Source organism: Myroides odoratus (assembly GCF_965118575.1).
GTDB lineage: Bacteria > Bacteroidota > Bacteroidia > Flavobacteriales > Flavobacteriaceae > Flavobacterium > Flavobacterium odoratum_B.
In genome coordinates this window covers 26,294-47,443 of record NZ_CBCPHW010000008.1, presented here as the reverse complement: position 1 = coordinate 47,443, position 21,150 = coordinate 26,294, and the positions used below count along the sequence as shown (strand labels likewise).

The window sequence follows — 21,150 nt, the reverse complement described above, 5'->3', positions numbered from 1 at the left end:
TATTTAAAACAAGAAAGGGCTGTCTCCCTATTAGAAACAGCCCTTTTTATGCTTATTTTTCCTTCCTTTTTTTAAATATTAAATAGTTCTTAAAAAAATTATGACCTAAATAATGTGATAAAATAGGTAAGAAGATGCGAAGAATTATAATGAATTATTATCTAATTTTCCTTTAACTTGTCTTTCGTAAATTTCTTCAAGATCACGACTTATTATTTCAATTTTCCCAGGATCTAAATCTTTTTCAATCATCATTCTTACCGATGCTGTAATAGTATTCCAAGCCATTTTGGGATTACTAAAATCACTAAGTGGTTTAGCTTGATAAGGTAGAGCAGAGAAACGCTGAAGATTGTATGGTTCCTTTCTACCCCAATCATAAAATTCCAAAATCACGGGTACAATTTTTATATTTTCCTTATTATCATACCGATCTATTGCAGTTTTTATTTCGTGATCAATAATATATTTGGTGCTATAAAAATATTCACTTACCATGAAAAATATAATGTCTGCTTCTTGAAATTTATATTTGATTTTTCCATCCCAATCATCACCAGGATTTAAACTGGTACAGTACCATGGCTCTTCAATTAGTTCAGCATCTACCAAAGGTCTCAAATACCTTTTCAAAATATGAATTTGTGCAAGATCTTTCTTTGAATACGATATTACTACTTTTTTCTTTTTAACGGGGTTGTCTATAAAATCCATGTAATCTTTTAGTTTAAAAAGCTTTTGTTGTTCTGATTTCACAGGTTCAGATAATTTCTTTTCTGAAAAGACATGTTTACCTATTTTGGCATTATCTTCAAGTAATTCTTTTGATATGTAATCAATACCATCCAAGGTAACCATTTCTTCGAGTTCATAACCTTGATTAACATCTCTAATGAATTTGAGCACATCATCTCTGAATATTGGTTTCTCTTTTTGAGATAAATCATAAATATCAATACAGGCATTCCCATTTTCATTACCAAGATGAAACCTTATCATTATAATTTCTTCTGTATTAGGGTTCTTTATAATCAAACCATCTTTCCAATAATAGAATATATCTTTATTTTTATCCGAAGAAAAAAGAGTTCCAAATTTCTGAAATATGCTTAAAATAACATTTTTTTGAATGAATCCTTTGAACTCAAATCTTCTATATGTAATCTGATTTTCATTAAGAAATAACTTTATTTTTCCATCTGGAATTTTAGGCAAATAAAGTGGAGCGATGTAAACATCTGAATAAGGATTTTTGAAAATAATTTTGAATTCCTCCATCATTAATAATAAGTCATCAACCTTATCATCATCTGTTCCAAGAATTCTTACTACATAATCTCGTTTAAATTCTCCTTTTTTTTCCATCAGTTTTTCAAGAACTTTATGCATGTTCTCAATTACCCATTTCTTATCTATATATATCTTTTCATCAGTGTCTTTACTTTTACATAATACAAGTCCTACCTGTTCTAAATATTTAACTAATCTTTTAGCTTGGGAATTGTCAATAGGGTCTTGGATTATTCCATTACAATAACTCATAAATTCTAAAAAGGTTAGTACTGGCTTCCCTTTATAAGAATTTATATTATTTTTTATTGCCTCATAGAATTTAGGGAGAACGGCACCAATAATATTCATTTTATTGAGCATTTCTAAAAACAAACTATCAAAATGATCTAAATTTCTTTTAGGTTTAATAGAGATATTAATCATGTCATAAATAAAAGAATAATCACTTTTGAGAGCCTTACTGTTCTGAAATATAATATTGGAAGCGTCATCAACCTTATTCTGTATCAAAAGAAGTGGACTATCATAAGTAACTTCTCTTTTTATTACAAATTCAAAATTATCTGCTTCAACATCTTTTGTGTAAAACTTTACGGAATCTAGCCAATATCTTATTGGATAATCTTGAGTTTCAATTGCAATTTCTAAATTTTCTCTTGTTCTCTGAGTGATTTTTCTTGAATTCAAATTATTAGTTTCTTTATCCCATAGAAGAAGATAAATTGTATTTGTGCTGTAGAATAAATGATGAGTATCATGGTAATAATCGTGGCCTCCAAAATCAAAAATATGTAATAAGCACTCTTCTCCGATGGTATTAACTGAATACTTACTATTTATAATTTTCTCTTCCATCCAAAGAGTAGGAAGATGGTCATCTTCAAGGCCATTTTCTTTATCCAGATATTTTACCAACGTTGATTTACCAACCTCACTGTTTCCTACTAGGATGACCTTAATGTCTTTATTAATATAACGTCCTCTTTTTTCTATATCGTCGAGTACTCCCAAAACCTCATCTTTACCAAGATTTACAATTTCCATTGGTGGTAATTCTAACGGATTTTTTGCTATGTTTAATGTATTTAACTCCCACTTATCATTGCTTATCCCAATACGGTCAATTATTCTTGTGATTGGTCTAATATCCCTAATAAAATTGTTATGCAAGTCTATTGTTTCAATACTTTCTAACTTGCTGATAAAGTCAACCGTTTTGATCTTATTATTGCTAAGATATAGCTCTTTAAGATTATTCAACTCATTTAAAAGCTCTACCTTCGAAATTTTATTATTATTTAGGTGAGCAACTTTTAGAGAGGTTAATTTCTTTAAACCTATTATATTAGATAACTCATTATTACTTAGATTTAAGTATTCTAGTTTACTTAGTTTAGAAATAGAAGTAAGAGAAGTAATACCCCATCTGTTCCATTTCTGATTATTGTACTCATTCCAATCGCCTCCACAAACCAAGACTTTTAGTTCGGACAATTCATTCATTAATTCTGGCAAAGATTTAATGCTGTTTTTATTTCCTTTGTTTTTACTAGTAAGTTTTCTCCATTTACCATTTTTATATTCAGCCCATTCATTACTTAAGATTAACACCTCTATATGAGTGCATTCAAAAAGTTCTGGTATAACCTCCAAATCACCTAGTCCACAATTTCCTAAATCCAATATTTTTGAATTTGTTCTTAAACATTCCTCAATTCGGAAACTTGCCAATGATAAATCTGTATATCCTAAATTGTCTTCAAGGGTGTGATCTTTTGTTACGGTTTCATTCCAAATTGGCTTGATAAAAGGGAGGTAAAGAATTCGACTACACAGGGCTCCAAAATTTTGAGGATTTTGAGATTTTATTCCTAGTCTCCTAAAAAAACTTAATACTGTTTCTTCAAATTCACCATTGTAATTTCTATCTGGGAAAATATTGTCAAAAGCTTTCTTTCTATGATTTTCAGAAAGCATGGTGAGATTAAAACTTGGAGATTTCAAGTATGCAAATGCATTTCTAATACTTGGACTCAAAGAATTATGTTTATCGGTCAATTTGAATTTAATCAAATTTAAAAACCAATCATTCTGACGGACTGCGGATTTAGCTAATACACGTTTATCTGGATTTCTATTCCAGATATTTTTATGATATGCATTAAAATCAATGTAAGCGATTAGTTCTCCACAAAGTATTGTAAATTCATGTTGCTCATTAGATAAATCAGAATTGATGAATTCTTTAAAGGTAATTCCTGAAGATTTAAATTGATTCGCTAATTTCTCATAAAAATCTTTGGGTAATTTATGTTCAATATATTCATTAAATTTTCTTTCAGCTAATTCATAATAAAATTCTGTATCATATTGGATTCTTTCAATAAATTCGTTTATCCGAATATTTGGAATTTCGGCTTCAATAACGAGTTGTCCACTACTAGTATCTATATCTAGAGTATGATTTTTTACAGAATAATGTATTTCTTCATCTGGAGTACAAAACGTTAGCCTGATGCCCTCCACATTTTTGTTTTCATAGAACGCAGAACGCATAATATTTAGACTTAAATCCGGCTGAAGCTTGCCTGCTCCTGTACCTAGTATTGGAGAGGCTATTTCTCTAATATATTTTAACTCTACTACTTTTTCTGCAAGTCTTTTCCCTATTAATCTGATTGCATAGTAAGCACTATCATGTCCATCGACAGTACAAACAAAAGCTATGAATTTTCTCTTCGATTTTTTAGGTAATATTTTGACATCACCAAGTTCATATTTCTTATTTTCCCAAAGATCTTCTGCAATATCTAATTCCTCTAAACCACTTCTAAAAGAATTAGAAATGGTGCCAGCTGTTGAAATTGGGATTAATAATAAATCACAATCGACATTAAAAATATTATCATTTAAAAAATCATTCATGCAAAAGGTTTTGTATGTCTAGTTCAACGAATCCTTAATCGTTCTAAAATTGGCTAAGGCACTTTCAATATTTTCAATAATATCATCAATCAATACTTCTGGATCAGGGAGATTATCCAAGTCAATAAGATTATCATCTTTTAGCCAAAATATATCCAAATTCGTTTTATCTTTTTCTATTATTTCATCATAAGAATATTTACGCCAACGACCATTTTCATTCTCTTGACCCCATGTCTCTTTTCTTTTTGAAATGTTAATTGCATTAAAACACCTTATGAAATCTTCTAAATGTTCGTGCTTTAATGGATTCTTTTTGGGAGTATGTCTGATGTTTGTTCGATAATCATAAATCCAAACGTCTTTAGTTGCTGGTAAATCCGATCTAGATTCTTTTTGAAAGAAAAGCACATTTGATTTTACTCCTTGAGCATAAAAAATTCCTGTAGGTAGTCTTAGTATTGTATGTAAATTTGTGTTTTCAAGAAGTTTTTTCCGAATTGTTTCACCAGCACCTCCTTCAAAGAGTACATTGTCTGGAAGAACAACGGCTGCACGACCATTCTCATTTAACATAGTTACAATATGCTGTAAAAATGCTAATTGTTTATTACTTGTAGTTACCCAAAAGTCCTTCCTCAGAAAATAGCCGTCTTTTTCTGCTTGCTTGTTATCTGTTGTTGGTATATCACTACTACTTATCCCAAAAGGAGGATTAGCAAGTACTATGTCAATTTTTTCAGATTCTAACACCTCTCCGTCCGCTCTTTTCAGGCTGTCCTTAACCTCTATTTCAGGAGTTTCTTTCAAATCCCCAACTCCGTGCAAGAAGAGGTTCATTAAACATAGTCGAGCCGTAGCTTTTTCAATTTCCCATCCTTTGAATGTATGGAATTTCAAAAACTCTTGTTCCGACTTACTAAGTTTAATATTTCTTAAATGATTAAGTACACCCAAAAAGAAACCACCTGTACCACAAGAAGGATCTGCAACTTTTTCCTTTGGTTTGGGTTGCATACATTCAACCATTGCAGTAATTACCGCCCTAGGCGTAAAATATTGACCCGCTCCGCTATTTTCAGCATTTTTTTGTAATAAGGATTCATAAATCTCACCCTTAACATCTATTTCCTGTGAAGTCCAATCTTCTTCATCAATTAGGTTAATTAATTTTTTAAGCTTAACAGAATCGTGTATTTTGTTTAATGCTCCCGCAAATATTTTGCTAAGCATGCCGCCCGAATTAGAGAGCTTTTTTAATATTAATTCGTAAGTTTCTATTATTTGACTAGAAGATTTCAACTCTTGCCAATCACATCCATCAGGAATTTGATACTGATTTTTATTTTCATCTGCCATTTTGAGAAAAAGCAAATAAGTAAGTTGTTCCAAGTAATCGCCATAACCTAATCCGTCATCGCGAAGAGTATCACAGAATGACCAGATTTTTGCTACTAATATGTTTGTTGATGCCATTTTTTTATTCTTCAAGTAATTTATATGCCCAATCTTCTCCAGATGCTCTTAAACAAGAGCGAACTGTAGAGGTTAATTCCTGTTCAAGAGAAAGCATCGTTCTTAGTTTGTTAATTTCAAACTCTTTTTTGGATTTATTTTGATTAGTCGGCTCATTATTATATACGGAGTTTAATCGATTTACTTCCTTTATAATAATTGTTGTGTCTTGCCACTTTAGTTTTCTAGCTTCTTGCAAATCTGGGTAATTTAAATCTAAGTACTCAATCGTATACTTAGCCCTGTCATGATTCCATTTTTCTAAATTTTCAGGAGCCGAAGGTTTTATGCTTCCGTTGTTATCAAAATTTAAAAGCTTGACATCCTCTTTCACTGTAGGATCAAGGAAGTAATATACCTCATCAGAAATTGGCCCAGGTTGAACAACTCTATTATACTTTACTGCAAAATGGTCTCCCTTTTTTACATTTCCGACACTTCCACATAGTCGATAATTAGTAATTTCAAAAGTCAGCCACCAATACCCATCTTTGAGAGGGGTAAGTTTATCAAATATATCTTCTGTTCTTTTTTTTGGTCTAAAATGATCTATATGCAAATGGGAATACGGATTTTTGGTTTCCGAATACCAACACTTTCCGCATGACAATACCTTTAAGCTATCTTTTAAGAGCTTCCATATACGGTGATTTTGATCGATTATTTTATTTCTATCATCGTTATTTTCCGCTTCTTTAAGCTTTTCTAGTAATATGCCCACTTTATTCAACCATTTCTGATTAGGTTTTTCAAGCTTAGTATTGTCAATGTAAATCATGAGTCTTTCGCATTTTGATTATCCATTTTTTTTGCAATAAATTCAGAAAAATCAGGATCTTTAAATGTGTAGTTAAATCCCTCATTACTCAAAACTTCAAAAAGTTCTTTAAGCCTTTTTTGATCAGCATCAGTGAAATTACCCTTACTTTGTTTATACAGTAATAAATTTCTCTCTTCTAACAATTCATTTGTTGCTCTGTCAAGGGTCGTTGGCATTCCAAATAGTGGACTTGTTAAAATACCAGCAACTCCTAAGCCCCTAGGGCTTATATCTGGCTCTACTACAATCGTTTCTAAGTTCTCATTTTTTTTAAAGACACGTATTTGTTCTTTATCTAATCCACCTATAACTAATGGATCATGCGTACAAAAAACGATTTGTGTCTTAGCAGATTTACTAACTACATTTTCTAAAAACTCCAGGTATTTCCATTTCCATAACGGATTCAAATGAGTATCCGGCTCATCGAGAAGAATAAGTGCTTCATCATCTTTTGTGAATTTAAGTAGGCCAAGAACTGTAATTAATTGCTTTTCACCTTCACTAAGTTCACCCATAGCCAATTCGTCTTCAACGTGTTCTTTTAAAACTTTTATCCTGACATCCTGATCCTCTACTAATTCAGAATAATGAAGACTGCATAAAGCATTAAATAGGGTTATCTTATTTTCATATTTCATCTCGACAAATGCTCTGATAGCTTCTTTATCTTTCAAGAAAAGAAAGAGCCTGTTTAGTGTTTCTCTTTTATTTAAAGCTCCTCTCACAGTTTCCTTGTAAAACATTGGTACAATAGAAAAATTCCACAAATCTTCAATGAACCTTCGAACTAAGCCTGCTGTATTCCAAAAATGATCCGGATCTTTACGAGATTTAGACCAATTAGGTTGCTTTAGCATAAAAAGCGCTGAACCAAAATCTACTATATTAAGTTCTCTTTTTAAAAAATCAATAGTTTCTTTCTCTTTCTCGTCAAATAAATAAAAAGCGATTAAAGCAAAACTGGCATGAATTGGCTCAACTAAGAAAATACGAGGCATTTCTTTAAAGTCCTCATATTTAGATTTTGGATCCATCATTTTCTTGAATTGCTGAATCTTGTGATCTGCGTACAAAGATTTTAAACGCTCACTTAAACCCGAGTAGTAAACAAAAACATGGCTCGGTAAATATTCATTTTTGTTTTTGAAAAACTGTGTTTTTGATTTCAATTTTTCACCATCTATACAGAAAGTATATCCTGTTTTTACTGAATAATCAACTTCTATAACTTTGTCACGACAGGTATATTTAATCTTATATTCAAAAGGTTGACTTTGCTTATGTAACATTGGAACTCTTTCCAGATCTAAATCTCTAAAGATGATAACCAACGCCTCCATAAAATTAGACTTACCAGTAGCATTTAATCCAAGCAATACTGTCTCCATGGAATTTTCACCAAAATCAAAATAAAAATCTTCCAGATTCTTGAATCTACCTTTTATTTGTACGTTATTTATTTTCATCTTTTAAAGTTAAAAGTGATTCTGTCTCTGATTTCAACTCATCAATTTGATAGTAAATTTCTTTTATTTCACTGTAGAATCGTTCAATATCTCCATCGCTCGTTGATTTTTCCCACAACTCTTGAGCAGATATTGGTGTATTAGATTCTTTCAAAATTTCAAGTATGGATTTTTTCTCTTCCATTTTTTTCTTTTCTTTTGGTTTGTTAAGATTTATTTCTTTTTGCTTTTCAAGATATAATCTTTTTTCTTCTTGTATATCTTTCAACAAATCTTCTATGGATCCATTTGAAATATAGTTAACAAGTCTACCCTCAAATGCCTTTTTTAGAATTGAATGTCTAAGCGCAATAATTTCCTTCAAAACATTTTGTGCGGATTTTTCTAAATTATCAACTAAAGTAAATCTCGATTCTAATATTTCGACAATCTTATCTTGTTCTAATATAGGAGGAACCTTTAATTTGAATTTCTTTATGTCTTTTTGAAATAGATGCGGAATAGCACTTCCAGATATTTTTTCATTCACCAAACGTTGCATATTAGGACCGAGAAAGAAATAATATAAAAAATCTGGATTGAAGACCTCTCTTGAATCTATGACTAATAATGAAGAGTTTACAGTGGCTTTACCAGGCAGCTTTTTAATAATTCCTACTTTACCAATACCAGCCCCATCTTTGCATAGTAAAATATCATTTATTTTCAATTGTATCTCTGAACTTTCTTCATATCGCTCGATTGAAACAAAATTCGCATCTTTAAAAACAACATTTTTCCCATAATTTAAAGAGTGGACGGAAAGAAAAAGAGCTCCTTCATTAGTATACTCCTTCTTTGTCAATCCTCGCCAACCAATTCTGGCATTCATATTAACTAAATTATCTAAACTAGATATTGCCCAACTATAAATTTCATCATCTCTTTTATAATCAAATTCAAAATCAATTTTGATCTTTTTCCTTTTTTTGTTTTCTATCTCCGCATCATATTTCTCTTTTCTCTTTCTCTTTATATTTGTCAATTCCTGATGAGCATCCATAGATAAATCCTGCCTCCAATTCTTAGTCAATACACCTTCAATGGCATTTTTCAAGACTGCCTGTCTATAAATTTTCAAGCTGTCAATTGCTTTTTTTAATCCCTTTTCAGCATCATCAAGCTTACTAAATAATGATTCTATTTGTTGAATTATTACTCGTTGTTCTTTTAAAGTAGATATAGGAATAGGAAATACTTGTAGTATCTTTTGGCTAATATTAGGCTGTGCTCCACCAACTCTTTTCTGTAAAAGCCTCTCTCTATTATGTAACAAATAATAATATAGATATTTACTTTCAAAGCTACTTGTTGTTTTTAGAGCAGCAACAGCTTGATTTGTTGTAGCATCTATTCCTAAGAATGCTAATTTTCCTACTGTTGATCCATATAAAGCGATTAGTAATGTTCCTGAAGGAACTATTTTAGCACTAGAATTTTCAATCGCTTCTTGGGTTATTGTCTCTTCAGTTTTAATTATTGTACCATGATTCAATTCGCCAGATTTTACCCAAGGAATATCACCATTATAATAGCTGTGATTCCCTCTATCTGGCGTACCTCCACTAGATAGTAATGCTATTTCTCCTATAGTAGTCCATGCCCAACCTTCAGGTAAATTATATTTTTCTTGTTGTTCTTTCATTTTTAAATCTTTCCAAAAGATTTGTCTTTATAAATTTGATACATTTTACCCCAGACATCAATTTGAGGTAATAGTTAACTTAGCTCTGTTGAGTTTAAAAACTCTTTAATATCCACTTTTAAAAGCTGTGCAATTTGAGCTAATGTTTCAACAGACGGTTGTATTTCATTAGTGCACCATCTTGACACAGTGCTTTCACTTTTACCCAGCTCTTTGGCTAGCCATTTACTAGTCTTAGATTGTTCGACCAATATAACCTTTAGTCTGTTGATTTTCATATAGTGCTATTTAATGAGCATACAGTGCGAATTTAATATTATAAACAATACAAACAAAGTAGGTCAGATAAATTTTGAGAGTATTTCAAGAAACTCTTAGCGAAACAAGAAGGGAGCTTGCTCACGCAAACTCCCCCGATATCAAATTCCCCAAATTACGTTTTCGCTAGGTCGAAGTCGTTTCTTTCATAGTTACATTCTACGACCTTTTCTTTTACTTATTGTTTCTTTTTCCTGTGGTTGACTAATGATAGGTTTTTGCTCTGGTTTTATCTGCTGCGTATAATTACGCTTGATGGTTTCCGCAAATCGGGTCTGATGCCAAGGTATTACTTTGGCTTCATGTTGCAGATGCACTCCCTCTTTTTTTAGAAAGTCCGAATTATTTAAGTTCCCTGCCTTATTCTGTCCAATGGGATCAAGAGTACGCTTGCCGGGAATTTGTATTACAATAAGGTCTTCGGGAATTTCCTTTACATTGAGGCTCACTTCCTGAAAGGTATGTGTTCTTTGGTTGTAAGGAATGGTAAAGGTGTTGTCTTTGTGCGAATGATAATAATTGAGTTCTGAAAAAATGATGCCCCGTGACCAAACATCGTCTTTAGGTTGTAACCTATCGTTTAACAAGTCGATGTAAAAGGTATGCCCTGCGATATCTATGGTTGGTAAAATCCTTCTATTGGCAATTTTATCAAACGCATCTTGATTGACCATTAATATGAAATCGTCCATTTGCACTATCCGATCTTCGGAAATGTTGTGTTTCTTTGCCATGCCTATCGGATCAAGTTTCACAAAATCGGGTATTTCAATATATTTTGCTTCCCATTCAGAGTATTTTGTCAGACCTTTGCTCTTTGGGCTGAACCAAAATTTATAGCCTTCTGTTGGCAGTTCTTCCATATCCCTTATAGAAATCACATTTTTCGGGTTGTCTTTTCCACGCAATTCCAACTGATTGACATCCACAATAAATTCTACGCCGTCTATCTTATATATTGGAAGTTTCCTTTCTGTATCAGTGGCTATTCTATAAAGATGATCCTTTGGCTCATTAACGACATATTCGTCTTTTGGCAATAGCTGTTCCGAAACATTGCGCTTTATATGTTCTATCAGATTGGTTTCCGCCCAGGGCAGGGTTCTGGCTTCAAAGTGCATTTGCTTCAGGTATTGGGTGGTAAGGCTGTTTCCATGCTTTTTATCCCATCCCACTATATCCAAATCATACTGACCGGGGAACTGCACAATAATAATATCTTTGGGCAGTTCAGTCAGTGCTGAAACATCGTCTTGTTGAAATTCGCGGGTAGTAGGATTATATGGAATGACAAATGCCCGTCTATCACGGTCATAATAGTCTTTTATTTCCGTGAAGTTGATGCCTTTGGATTTAAAGTCGTCCTTTGGCCGTAGTTTGTTCATCTGTAGATCAACATAGAATGTATGACCTGCAATATCAAGTGTCGGCAATATGCCTTTATTCAGACGCAGATCGTGTAAACTTCCCGGCTTTATCGACAGTTCAAAGTCTCCCTTTGCTTTCACCGCTTCTAGACTAACGTTATATTTTTTAGCCATGCCCACTGCATCCATGCTCTTTAGTTCCGGTATCCTGATCTCGGGCGTACCTTGAGGTAAACCAAATTCAATTATCCGGTCAATGTCAGGGAAATTCTTTTTATTCAGATCATAATGAAACGAGTAGCCTCTTTCACCTGCGTAGTGCATGAGCTTTATTCGCATCGCATTTTCAGGGTTGGCTTTTTCCCTTAACTCTTCTTTGAGAACATCGACAATAAATGCAGTTCCCTTGATTTCAATTTCCGGCAGTTCTCTTCCCATTGTTCATCACATTTACATCCTTCTTCCTTTTTTTGTAGGCTGTTGAGGGATATTCTTCTTTTGTTCTGCTTGTTTTTTTCTTAACTCTTCGAGGTTTTCCTTTATGATTTCAGGCAGGTCTGTCTTTTCCCAAGGTATTTTCGGTGATTGATGTTCCATTTTAAAATCTATTGTCTTCAATCCCCATTTAGGGTCTCTGTTAAGGTTTATATTCCATCCGATCGGATCAAGCCGAAAAGCATAAGGCAGATTGATTGCTATTAAATCCTTCGGCAATTCCAAAATTTTCAGATAGTCCAGCTCTACGATTTCCCTTTTTATAGGATCATAAGCAAAGGTGTAATCTCCAATAATGTGGTCTGGATTTCCAAATGATGGTATATCGATGCCATGTGCAAACGGATCAGCTTTGGGAATAAGTTTATCTTTATCCAACTCCACTTGGAAAATTTCACCGGCTATATCTATGGTAGGAAGTTGACCTTTCTCCATACGCCTATCAAAGGCGTACTGGTTAACCATAATCTCAAAGTCTGTCTTGCCTCTCAACTGTTCTAAAGGAATTTTGTACTTAGTTGACATTCCAAGAGGATCAAGCTCCACCAGTTCGGGTATTTTTACTGTAATACTCTTTTCATCCGTCCAGATGTTGGGTGTATTCTTGCTTTGCAGTCCATAGCTAAATTGATACCCTCCCTCAATATCTTTCATCAAATGAAGTGACAAAATGTTTCTTTCATCAGCTTTCTCCCGAAATTCTAATCTGTTTACATCAATGATGAACTCTGTTCCTTCAATAAGTATTGTGGGTAATTTCCTTTCCATAATATTCTATATTAATCATTAAACAATAAAGGGGAGTTGCCCTTCAGACAAACTCCCCAATGTCAAAGTCATTCAAATCATTTTTCCGCAAAGTGGAAGAACCAGCATCCGTTTCTGTAGCAAGCGTGCTATCCAAAAGCTCGGCTATTCTTCGGGATGCACCCTCAATGGAATTTTCTAATAGGCTGAATAATTCAGTACCCTGTAATCTTTGAACTATCGCCACCGCGGTTTCCTTTTGAGCCTGTTCCAAATTTTCTTTTTGGAGCAAAGCCTCTATGGAGCTTAGTTCGTCGTAGGTAACCCCTTGGGCAAGACTGTCATCGCTACCAGATATTCCGTACCTGTTCCATTCTTCTTCCTCTTCTTCAAAATCAGGCATATTGCTAAAAACTTCGTCCAGCTCTTCCTGCGGAATTTGAACACCGACGTTTTCATTTTCGTCGTATTCTATGTCTAAATTATCGGGATTTATCTCCCGTTCCTCTATTTGGCTTTCATTGGCAGTGTTTGGCACTGAAAGGCTTCTTACAGGCTTGGGCTGACCCATAATATCGGGCAGATTTGGATTAACTTTTTTCTGCATCGGCTTTTGTTCCGACTTTCTTTTAATGACAATCTTGTCCTGCAAAAGCAGGGCAATAACTATCAGCAGGCATATCACAATTACTATTTCCATAACATCAGATAATTATTCAAATGGAGATTTGTTTTTTTCGTTAAACTCCTTTGTAATCATATTCTCAAATACCCTGAAATGATGGTCAAGGACATTATTGAGATAGGCAAACAAGGGCATTTTATCATCGCCTATAATCTGTACAATACGGGTTAAACGCTCGTGATGTTCAGGGCTTAGGTATATGCTTTTATTGCCTCGTTTCTGTGTTTTATTCATTTGCAGAAATGCGTTTTCATAAGTTACCTGAACTTTTTCGTTTACACTTTCAGAATGGTTGCTTTGGGCAACTGCATTCTTATTTTTCTTTGCTTTTTTCATCATAAAATAGGTTTAAAATGTTCATTGAAATAATGGGTAATATCGTCCCCGTAATCTTTAAAATGTTGTTCAAGGATATTGTCAATATAAGAATAGAGCGTTGTTCGCTCTTCCCTTGTCAGTTGCACAATGCGAAGCAATCTTTCGTGGTATTCAGGACGTATGTAAACTACCTTGCCATTACGCCCTGACGGAAACCGATTGACCAGAAATGTTTCCTCATAATCCACTTTATTTGATGAACTGTTGCGGGCTTTTTCTCTTGGCTTGGTTTCCTTTGGAATATCCTGCTGCTTATTGGCTGACGGAGTAGCAAGCTCATCGCCGCTTATAATGTTCATAAGGTAATCCTCATCAACATCTGGCTTTTTAAAATCGTTGTTTTTGTTATCAGATGCCATAATTTGCGTTTTTTACAGATGAACGATTTTTAAAAATTCCTCAACAAACAAATCCATTTTGGTTGCTTTCATTAGCTGTGGTTCGGCAGGTAGTAAACTTGAACGGAATACATAATTGCCCGTATCGTCTGTTTCCTTACGAAAACGCTTGCTGTCCATTATCCTTGTTTCCATTATGGGCAGGTTGAGTTCTTTGATTACACTTTGATAGGCATCATACAAACCTGTTTTTTCCCTACCATCCACTTGGTTCCAGAACAGCCAAATCTCTTGTTCCGCATTGCCATCATCCGTTTGGGGAAGCCCGAGAAAAGCTTTGGTAAAGCCCAATGTACTCTCCACTACCAAACGGTCGGCAGTAATGGGCGAAAAGATAAAATCCATTTTTTTTAAAGTAGTCAGAACACCTTTGGTATTGGCTGTTCCCGGCAGGTCGAAGAAAACCACATCCGGCACAACCGCCGATTGGTTTGTATATTCCGATGCTTTGTCCAGAGCCGTTTCAGCCTTGCATTTGATAATAGGGTAAGCCTTTTTGTTGATGGCTTGGAACTGTTTCATTGCAGCTTTTTTGTGGTAGTCGTTCTGCATTATGGTTCTCTTATCCCGTTCACGCATATTGGTCAGGCTATGTTGCGGAAAGTCGCAATCCATTACCAGCACATTAAACCCTAAACGGTAATGAAGCACACTTGCCAGCAAGGTGGTCATTGTCGATTTTCCCACACCGCCCTTTTGGGTGGAGAAGCTGATTTTTAAAGTTCTCTTTGTTGTTTCCATTATTTAAAAATTTATTGTTACACATTTTATTTGTTTTGCGGGATTGCATATTTGTTTACCTGAACATTACCTCAATCCCATATTCCTGCTTTCCCTTTTGGGTGTTTTCCTGCACAGTTATTTGCTTTCGTTTTTGCCTTATCAGGTATATTCTTAGGCAAGTGGTAAACCTTGCAAGAGGTAAATTGCCTTACCGCTTTTATGCTTTTACACTTTTATAGTTTTATGCTTTTAAAACCTTATGCTTTTATTCCAAACTACCTTTTTGCAGACCCGATTTTCTTCCTTGTTGAAATACATTTTTTACTGCCTGCACTAAAATTATACGGCAAATAAAGCGATTGATTTATCCGCTTCTTGATGTGTGGCAGTGTTTGGCGTTCAAAGGCAGTGTTTGTCCGGTTAGTATATAGCAACACTTTTGTGAACAGGGCTTTACTTTGTAAAATGATTTTTATTAACGGATTTATGCAAAAGTCTTTTCACAAATCGGAGGGTAACGGGAACGGCATCGATCCGTTTTTCCCTGTTAAAATCAATCCGTCCCGCAGGGCGGATTATTGTGTTCATCAGAACACGGCAAGTTGTGTTTTGAGGCACTCGAAACCGAGTTAGTGCCTCAAAACAACTTGCCCTTAGCAGGGGGCTAAAAAACACTCTCCGAAGTCGAAGTTTTGTGTGGATTAAAAATGGATTAGTGATGAACGACAACAGTAACAAAAAACAGAATAAGGGCGGACGGAGACCTAAAACCGACCCAAGCATCCACCGCCACGTTTTCCGTCTTACAGACGAAGAAAATGCCAAACTTTTATCGCTTTTTGAAGCATCGGGAATGCCCAATAAAGCAAAGTTTATCATTTCCCTGCTGTTCAATAAGGAAATGAAATCGGTCAAAATTGACAAAGGAACGGTTGATTTTTATATGCGGCTGACTTCTTTTCACAGCCAGTTCCGTTCCGTAGGCGTGAATTACAATCAGATTGTGAAGCTGTTGTACCGTCATTTTTCCGAGAAAAAGGCAGCAGCATTTCTCTACAAATTGGAAAAACAGACGGCTGAAATGGCGGTGTTATGCCAAAAAATCATTCAGATAAGTGAGGAATTTGAAGCAAAGTATCTGAAAAAATAGCCTTAGAAATGATAGCGAAAATTGGCAGAAGCGGAAATTTATACGGTGCATTGGCGTACAATCAGCTCAAAGTGGAGAATGAAAACGGACAGATTTTGTTTGCCAATAAAATGATTGAAACCGCTAATGGTCATTATTCCGTTGCTCAATTAGCTCAATCTTTTGCTCCATACCTGATAGCCAACCGCAATACAGAAAAGCATACGTTGCATATTTCGCTCAATCCCGACCCGAAAGACAAGGTAAGTGATGACAAGTTTAGAGAAATGGCGGAAGAATATATGAGGGAAATGGGTTACGGCGAACAGCCTTTTGTGGTATTCAAACATACCGATATTGACCGTAGTCATATCCACATCGTATCGGTTTGCGTGGACGAAGAGGGCAAAAAAATTTCTGACAAGTTCGAAAAAATGCGGTCTATGAATGTATGCCGTGAACTTGAAAGGAAACACGGATTGATACCAGCCACGGACAAGGAACATAAACAAAATGATAAGGTATTCCTTCCAGTGGATTATCGGGCTGGAGATGTGAAAAGCCAAATCGCTTCGGTAGTACGACACCTGCCGAACTATTATCAATACCAAACTTTGGGAGAATACAATGCTTTGCTTTCCCTGTTCAATGTTACCACCGAAAAAGTGGAGGGCGAATTGCAGGGAAAGATGAAGCAGGGATTACTGTATATTCCTTTAAACGAAAAGGGAGAAAGAGCCGGACATCCTTTCAAGGCTTCCTTATTCGGAAAGAACGCAGGGCTACCAACTTTGGAACTGCATTTTTCAAAAAGCAAAGAGGCTTTGAAAGCCAATCCAACCCAAAAAACTTTACAATCCGCAGTTACCATTGCCCTGAAATCAACAAGTGATGAGCAGGCTTTTAAAAAGCAGTTAGGCGAACAGGGCATTAACGTGGTGGTGCGTAGAAATGAAGCTGGGCGTATTTACGGAATAACTTTTATAGATCACAATTCTAAATCAGTCTGGAAGGGTTCACGTTTAAGCAAGGAACTTTCTGCGAATACCTTTAATGATTATTGGAACAATAACATCAAACCGGATATAAAAGAACCTGCCATACAAAAGCCAAAAATATCCACCTCAGATGATGCGGATCTTCCTGCGGAGCAACCACACCATTTGTTCGACTTCTTAACTACACACAAACACGAAGACGGTTTAATTGAAGCATTGGGCGGCTTGCTACCCGAAGCACAGGGCGAGGATTATGAGGAACAGGATTTTACCAACAAAATGAAGAAGAAACGTAAACGGAAAAGAGGTCATTAATAAAGATATCCTAATCAGATATTTAGCGATTAGGATACCTCATTAAATCATTTGCTATCAATATGCATTTAAAGTAAAAACTTATTTTTTATCAAATAATCCATTGCTTCTTTTACTGCTTCTTTGCCATCTTTTGGATTAAATCCCAATTCATTTCTTGATTTAGAAATATCAAAATCCTGTTGCAAACCAGAGAACATAGCAATTTCCTTGGTGGTTAGCACAGGTGGCTTCCCGCTTAACTTTGCCGAAAATTCCATCAGGCCTGCAATTGCATATAGTACGAATTTAGGAACAGAACCAGGTACTTTCAGTTTTAGTTCGGGGTAGAGTTCTTGGGCCAGCTTTGTTGTATCTGTAATAGTCATACACTTTTCGTTGGCAAGAATATAACGTTCTCCCGAGCGACCTTTTTGTGCTGCCAGATAACAGCCTTCTGCCACATCTTTCACATCCACCCAATTCAACGTAATTTTTGTGTCCATCGGAATTTGCTTGTTCAGTATCAATCTTAAAACACCATACGAAACATTCAAAGGAAGAAAAGCTTCACTACCAATCATAGCTCCGGGCATCACGGATACCAGTGCAATCCCCAATTCTTTAGCCCGTTGAAAAGCAAGCTTTTCACCATCATTTTTAGAATTGTAGTACATATCTCTTCGGTCAGGGTTGTATCCATTACTTTCTTTCGTAGGCAGATTAGTATAATCTAAAGCGGCAATAGAACTCACATAAACAATCTTCTTAACACCAGCATCAGCTGCGGCTTCAATTGTAAATCTGGTACCCTGTATATTCACATCATAGATTTCTTTTTTGGGATCTTTCGCCCACAACTTGAAAGCGGCACCTACAGCATAAAACGTATCCACTCCCTGCAAAGCTCTTACAAATGAAGCTTTGTCTGTGATATCTGCTTGTACAACTTCGCAATCCAATCCCTTGAAACATTCTTTGCTGTTAATATTGCGAACAGATGCCCGAACCTGAAATCCTTTTTTAATTAGTAACCTTACAAGATTATTTCCCAAATGTCCATTGGCTCCCGATACCAATACTAATTCCTTATTTGTCATATCTTTTGATTTTAAATGATAGGGCAAAGTTCAGCCTTGCTCATTCAAAACCACTTCACAAATGTTACTTAATAATCTGTTTGCGGATACGGCTCAGACTTTTTGGGTTCATCCCGAGAAAAGAGGCGATGTACTGCATCGGGACATTATGAAGCACTTCTGGATATTCTTCCATTAGTTTTAAATAACGTTTTTCTGCTGTCAGCGTTGCAAGTTCCTTGGAACGTTTTTCATTGTATGACAACGATCGCTGAAATACCAAAATGCTAAAATCTTTAAATGCAGAGCTTTGTTGTACAAGCAAATCAAGATCAGCTTTTTTAATCCGAAGAAGTTCACATTCTGTAATGCATTCTAGGTTTTCATCAGATTTTTTCTGATTAACAAAGTTATCATAGGAAGTAATGAAGCCCGGCGGACAATTAATATGCGTTGTCACTTCATCACCATTTTCATTGTAATGGAACAGACGTACAAAGCCCGAAACCACAAAATATAGGTATGCCGGTATTTTTCCTTCTTCTTCAAGAATACGGTTTTTAGGAAACATTACTGGTTCAAAATATCCAATGCATAAATCTCTTTCTAAATCTGAAAGAGTTGCATTTTGTGTGATAAGTTGAATAAGCTGATTGTGCATCTTGCAAAGATAAAAAACGAGTTGTTCTGCAACAAAAGGATTACTTATATTTTCATTGAACTTAGCCAAACACCGCCTCTCACAGCCAAACACTACCACATTCTTATAGCCACGCTATACAGCCCATAAATTCACGCACGAACATTAAAACTTAAAATAATGCAGGGAGAAGACGATTTAAGAGGCTTAGCCAAGATTATGGCTTTTATGCGAGCAGTAAGTATCATTATAGTATTGATGCACCTCTATTGGTTCTGCTACAGTTTCTTTATAGAACGTGGCTGGACGTTAGAAGTCATCAATAAGATATTGAGCAATTTTCAACGAACTGCCGGTCTGTTTTCACATACACTTTACACCAAAGTATTTGCAATAGTATTGTTGGCATTAAGCTGTCTGGGAACCAAAGGCGTGAAGAATGAAAAAATAACCTGGACTAAAATTTATGTGGCTTTGGGAATTGGATTTGTACTGTTCTTTCTGAACACATTCTTATTGAAGCTAACACCCCTCATTGGTACATTCTTTTATATCCTCACGCTTGCTTTGGGATATATTGCTCTGATGATGGCGGGTGTATGGATCAGCCGTTTATTACGCACCAACTTGATGGATGATGTTTTCAATAATGAAAACGAAAGTTTCCAACAGGAAACCAAATTGATGGAGAACGAGTACTCTGTCAATCTACCTACCAAGTTTTATTACAAGAATAAATGGAATGACGGTTGGGTTAATATTGTTAATCCTTTTCGGGCAACGATAGTTTTAGGAACTCCCGGTTCCGGTAAATCCTATGCCGTTGTAAACAATTACATCAAGCAGCAAATTGAGAAAGGATTTAGTATGTACATCTACGATTTTAAGTTTGACGACCTTTCTACCATTGCCTATAATCATTTACTGAAGCATCGGGACAAATATAAAATTCAACCTAAATTTTATGTAATAAACTTCGACGACCCACGCAAGAGCCACCGTTGCAATCCTCTTAACCCTGATTTTATGACCGACATCAGCGATGCTTACGAAGCGGCTTATACCATAATGCTTAACCTTAATAGGTCGTGGATACAGAAACAGGGCGATTTCTTCGTGGAAAGCCCAATTATCCTATTGGCAGCTATAATATGGTATCTAAAAATATACGAAAACGGGAAGTATTGCACTTTTCCTCACGCTATTGAATTGCTGAATAAAAAGTATTCGGACGTATTCACAATTTTAACTTCCTATCCCGATTTAGAAAACTATCTATCACCATTTATGGATGCCTGGCAAAGTGGTGCACAAGACCAATTACAGGGTCAAATTGCTTCAGCTAAAATTCCCTTATCGAGAATGATTAGCCCACAATTATATTGGGTAATGACAGGAGATGATTTTTCGCTCGATATAAATAACCCAAAAGAACCGAAGATTTTATGCGTTGGCAATAATCCCGATCGTCAAAATATTTATTCCGCAGCATTAGGCTTGTACAATTCAAGAATTGTGAAGCTTATCAACAAAAAGGGGCAATTAAAAAGTTCAGTTATCATTGATGAACTTCCTACTATTTATTTTAGAGGATTGGATAATCTTATCGCAACTGCGAGAAGTAATAAAGTTGCGGTTTGTCTGGGCTTTCAGGATTATTCGCAATTGATAAGAGATTATGGAGATAAGGAAGCAAAGGTTATACAAAATACCGTTGGTAACATTTTCAGTGGTCAGGTAGTTGGCGAAACAGCAAAAAGCCTTTCAGAACGCTTCGGGAAAGTATTGCAGAAACGTCAAAGTTTATCAATCAACAGGAATGACACCTCAACTTCAATATCGACACAATTAGATAGTCTTATACCAGCTTCTAAAATCTCAACACTCACACAAGGTATGTTTGTAGGTTCTGTTTCCGATAACTTTGATGAGCGTATCGAACAAAAGATATTCCACGCTGAAATTGTAGTAGATAATGCAAAGGTAGCTGCCGAAACCAAAGCCTACAAAAATATACCGGAAATATTATCCTTTGTAAATGAAGCTGGTGAAGATAGAATGAAACAGCAGATTGAGAAAAATTACCGTCAAATAAAGTTAGACATAGTTAATATAGTTGAAAATGAAATTGAACGTATTAAAAATGATCCTGATTTACAGCATTTAATTACAGATTTGTAGATAAATTTCTTT

At 35.1% G+C, this 21,150-nt stretch carries 17 protein-coding genes; 3 read left to right on the top strand and 14 right to left on the bottom strand.

Going from position 1 to position 21,150, the window contains the following annotated elements; translation table 11 throughout:
• Positions 1 to 144: 144 nt before the first annotated feature.
• The 12 genes from ACMHJ2_RS08190 to ACMHJ2_RS08135 all read right to left on the bottom strand — a co-directional run bounded on the left by ACMHJ2_RS08190 (position 145) and on the right by ACMHJ2_RS08135 (position 14,835).
• The gene (locus ACMHJ2_RS08190; protein WP_290297169.1) at positions 145 to 4,218 is read right to left on the bottom strand and encodes a leucine-rich repeat domain-containing protein; all 4,074 of its coding nucleotides are present in this window, start codon (positions 4,216 to 4,218) and stop codon (positions 145 to 147) included.
• 18 nt (positions 4,219 to 4,236) lie between these two features.
• Positions 4,237 to 5,694 carry a type I restriction-modification system subunit M gene (locus ACMHJ2_RS08185; protein WP_290297167.1) on the bottom strand — a complete coding sequence of 486 codons (1,458 nt, stop codon included), beginning with the start codon at positions 5,692 to 5,694 and terminating at the stop codon, positions 4,237 to 4,239.
• Between the two features lie 4 nt (positions 5,695 to 5,698).
• A complete protein-coding gene (locus ACMHJ2_RS08180; protein ID WP_290297166.1) occupies positions 5,699 to 6,511 on the bottom strand; it encodes a hypothetical protein in 813 nt (270 codons plus the stop codon).
• On the bottom strand, positions 6,508 to 8,022 hold the full coding sequence (locus tag ACMHJ2_RS08175) for an AAA family ATPase (protein WP_290297164.1): 1,515 nt from the start codon (positions 8,020 to 8,022) through the stop codon (positions 6,508 to 6,510). Before ACMHJ2_RS08175 ends, ACMHJ2_RS08180 begins: the two co-directional genes overlap by 4 nt.
• Positions 8,009 to 9,706, bottom strand: coding sequence for a restriction endonuclease subunit S (locus ACMHJ2_RS08170; RefSeq protein ID WP_290297163.1), 1,698 nt, complete (start codon positions 9,704 to 9,706; stop codon positions 8,009 to 8,011). The genes ACMHJ2_RS08175 and ACMHJ2_RS08170 overlap by 14 nt, the downstream gene beginning before the upstream one ends.
• A gap of 74 nt (positions 9,707 to 9,780) precedes the next feature.
• Entirely contained in the window at positions 9,781 to 9,984 is a 204-nt protein-coding gene (locus ACMHJ2_RS08165; protein WP_290297161.1) for a helix-turn-helix transcriptional regulator, read from the bottom strand.
• Between the two features lie 192 nt (positions 9,985 to 10,176).
• Positions 10,177 to 11,829: a hypothetical protein gene (locus tag ACMHJ2_RS08160; protein WP_378170096.1), complete on the bottom strand. Its 1,653-nt coding sequence runs from the start codon at positions 11,827 to 11,829 to the stop codon at positions 10,177 to 10,179.
• Between the two features lie 12 nt (positions 11,830 to 11,841).
• Entirely contained in the window at positions 11,842 to 12,654 is an 813-nt protein-coding gene (locus ACMHJ2_RS08155; protein ID WP_378170095.1) for a hypothetical protein, read from the bottom strand.
• 43 nt (positions 12,655 to 12,697) lie between these two features.
• Positions 12,698 to 13,333 carry a conjugal transfer protein TraD gene (locus tag ACMHJ2_RS08150; protein ID WP_290297157.1) on the bottom strand — a complete coding sequence of 212 codons (636 nt, stop codon included), beginning with the start codon at positions 13,331 to 13,333 and terminating at the stop codon, positions 12,698 to 12,700.
• A gap of 12 nt (positions 13,334 to 13,345) precedes the next feature.
• Positions 13,346 to 13,657, bottom strand: a complete 312-nt coding sequence (locus ACMHJ2_RS08145; protein WP_290297156.1) for a DUF3408 domain-containing protein — start codon at positions 13,655 to 13,657, stop codon at positions 13,346 to 13,348.
• Positions 13,654 to 14,055, bottom strand: a complete 402-nt coding sequence (locus ACMHJ2_RS08140) for a DUF3408 domain-containing protein (protein WP_290297154.1) — start codon at positions 14,053 to 14,055, stop codon at positions 13,654 to 13,656. Before ACMHJ2_RS08140 ends, ACMHJ2_RS08145 begins: the two co-directional genes overlap by 4 nt.
• Positions 14,056 to 14,067: 12 nt before the next feature.
• The gene (locus ACMHJ2_RS08135) at positions 14,068 to 14,835 is read right to left on the bottom strand and encodes a ParA family protein (protein ID WP_290297152.1); all 768 of its coding nucleotides are present in this window, start codon (positions 14,833 to 14,835) and stop codon (positions 14,068 to 14,070) included.
• A gap of 700 nt (positions 14,836 to 15,535) precedes the next feature.
• Between ACMHJ2_RS08135 and mobA the strand changes: the two genes are divergently transcribed.
• Both mobA and mobB read left to right on the top strand, forming a co-directional pair.
• Entirely contained in the window at positions 15,536 to 15,967 is a 432-nt protein-coding gene (gene mobA / locus ACMHJ2_RS08130) for a conjugal transfer protein MobA (RefSeq protein ID WP_290297150.1), read from the top strand.
• An 8-nt stretch (positions 15,968 to 15,975) separates the two neighbouring features.
• Complete coding sequence (mobB, locus tag ACMHJ2_RS08125; protein WP_290297148.1) at positions 15,976 to 17,259, top strand: conjugal transfer protein MobB; 1,284 nt, start codon at positions 15,976 to 15,978, stop codon at positions 17,257 to 17,259.
• Between the two features lie 68 nt (positions 17,260 to 17,327).
• Here mobB and ACMHJ2_RS08120 read toward each other — a convergent pair whose 3' ends face one another.
• Together ACMHJ2_RS08120 and ACMHJ2_RS08115 are read right to left on the bottom strand one after the other, a co-directional pair.
• The gene (locus ACMHJ2_RS08120) at positions 17,328 to 18,338 is read right to left on the bottom strand and encodes an NAD-dependent epimerase/dehydratase family protein (RefSeq protein ID WP_378170094.1); all 1,011 of its coding nucleotides are present in this window, start codon (positions 18,336 to 18,338) and stop codon (positions 17,328 to 17,330) included.
• Between the two features lie 64 nt (positions 18,339 to 18,402).
• Positions 18,403 to 19,047, bottom strand: a complete 645-nt coding sequence (locus ACMHJ2_RS08115; protein WP_353959945.1) for a Crp/Fnr family transcriptional regulator — start codon at positions 19,045 to 19,047, stop codon at positions 18,403 to 18,405.
• A 90-nt stretch (positions 19,048 to 19,137) separates the two neighbouring features.
• On the opposite strand from ACMHJ2_RS08115, the gene mobC reads away from it, so the two are divergent.
• Positions 19,138 to 21,138 carry a conjugal transfer protein MobC gene (mobC, locus tag ACMHJ2_RS08110; protein WP_290297142.1) on the top strand — a complete coding sequence of 667 codons (2,001 nt, stop codon included), beginning with the start codon at positions 19,138 to 19,140 and terminating at the stop codon, positions 21,136 to 21,138.
• Positions 21,139 to 21,150: the final 12 nt, after the last annotated feature.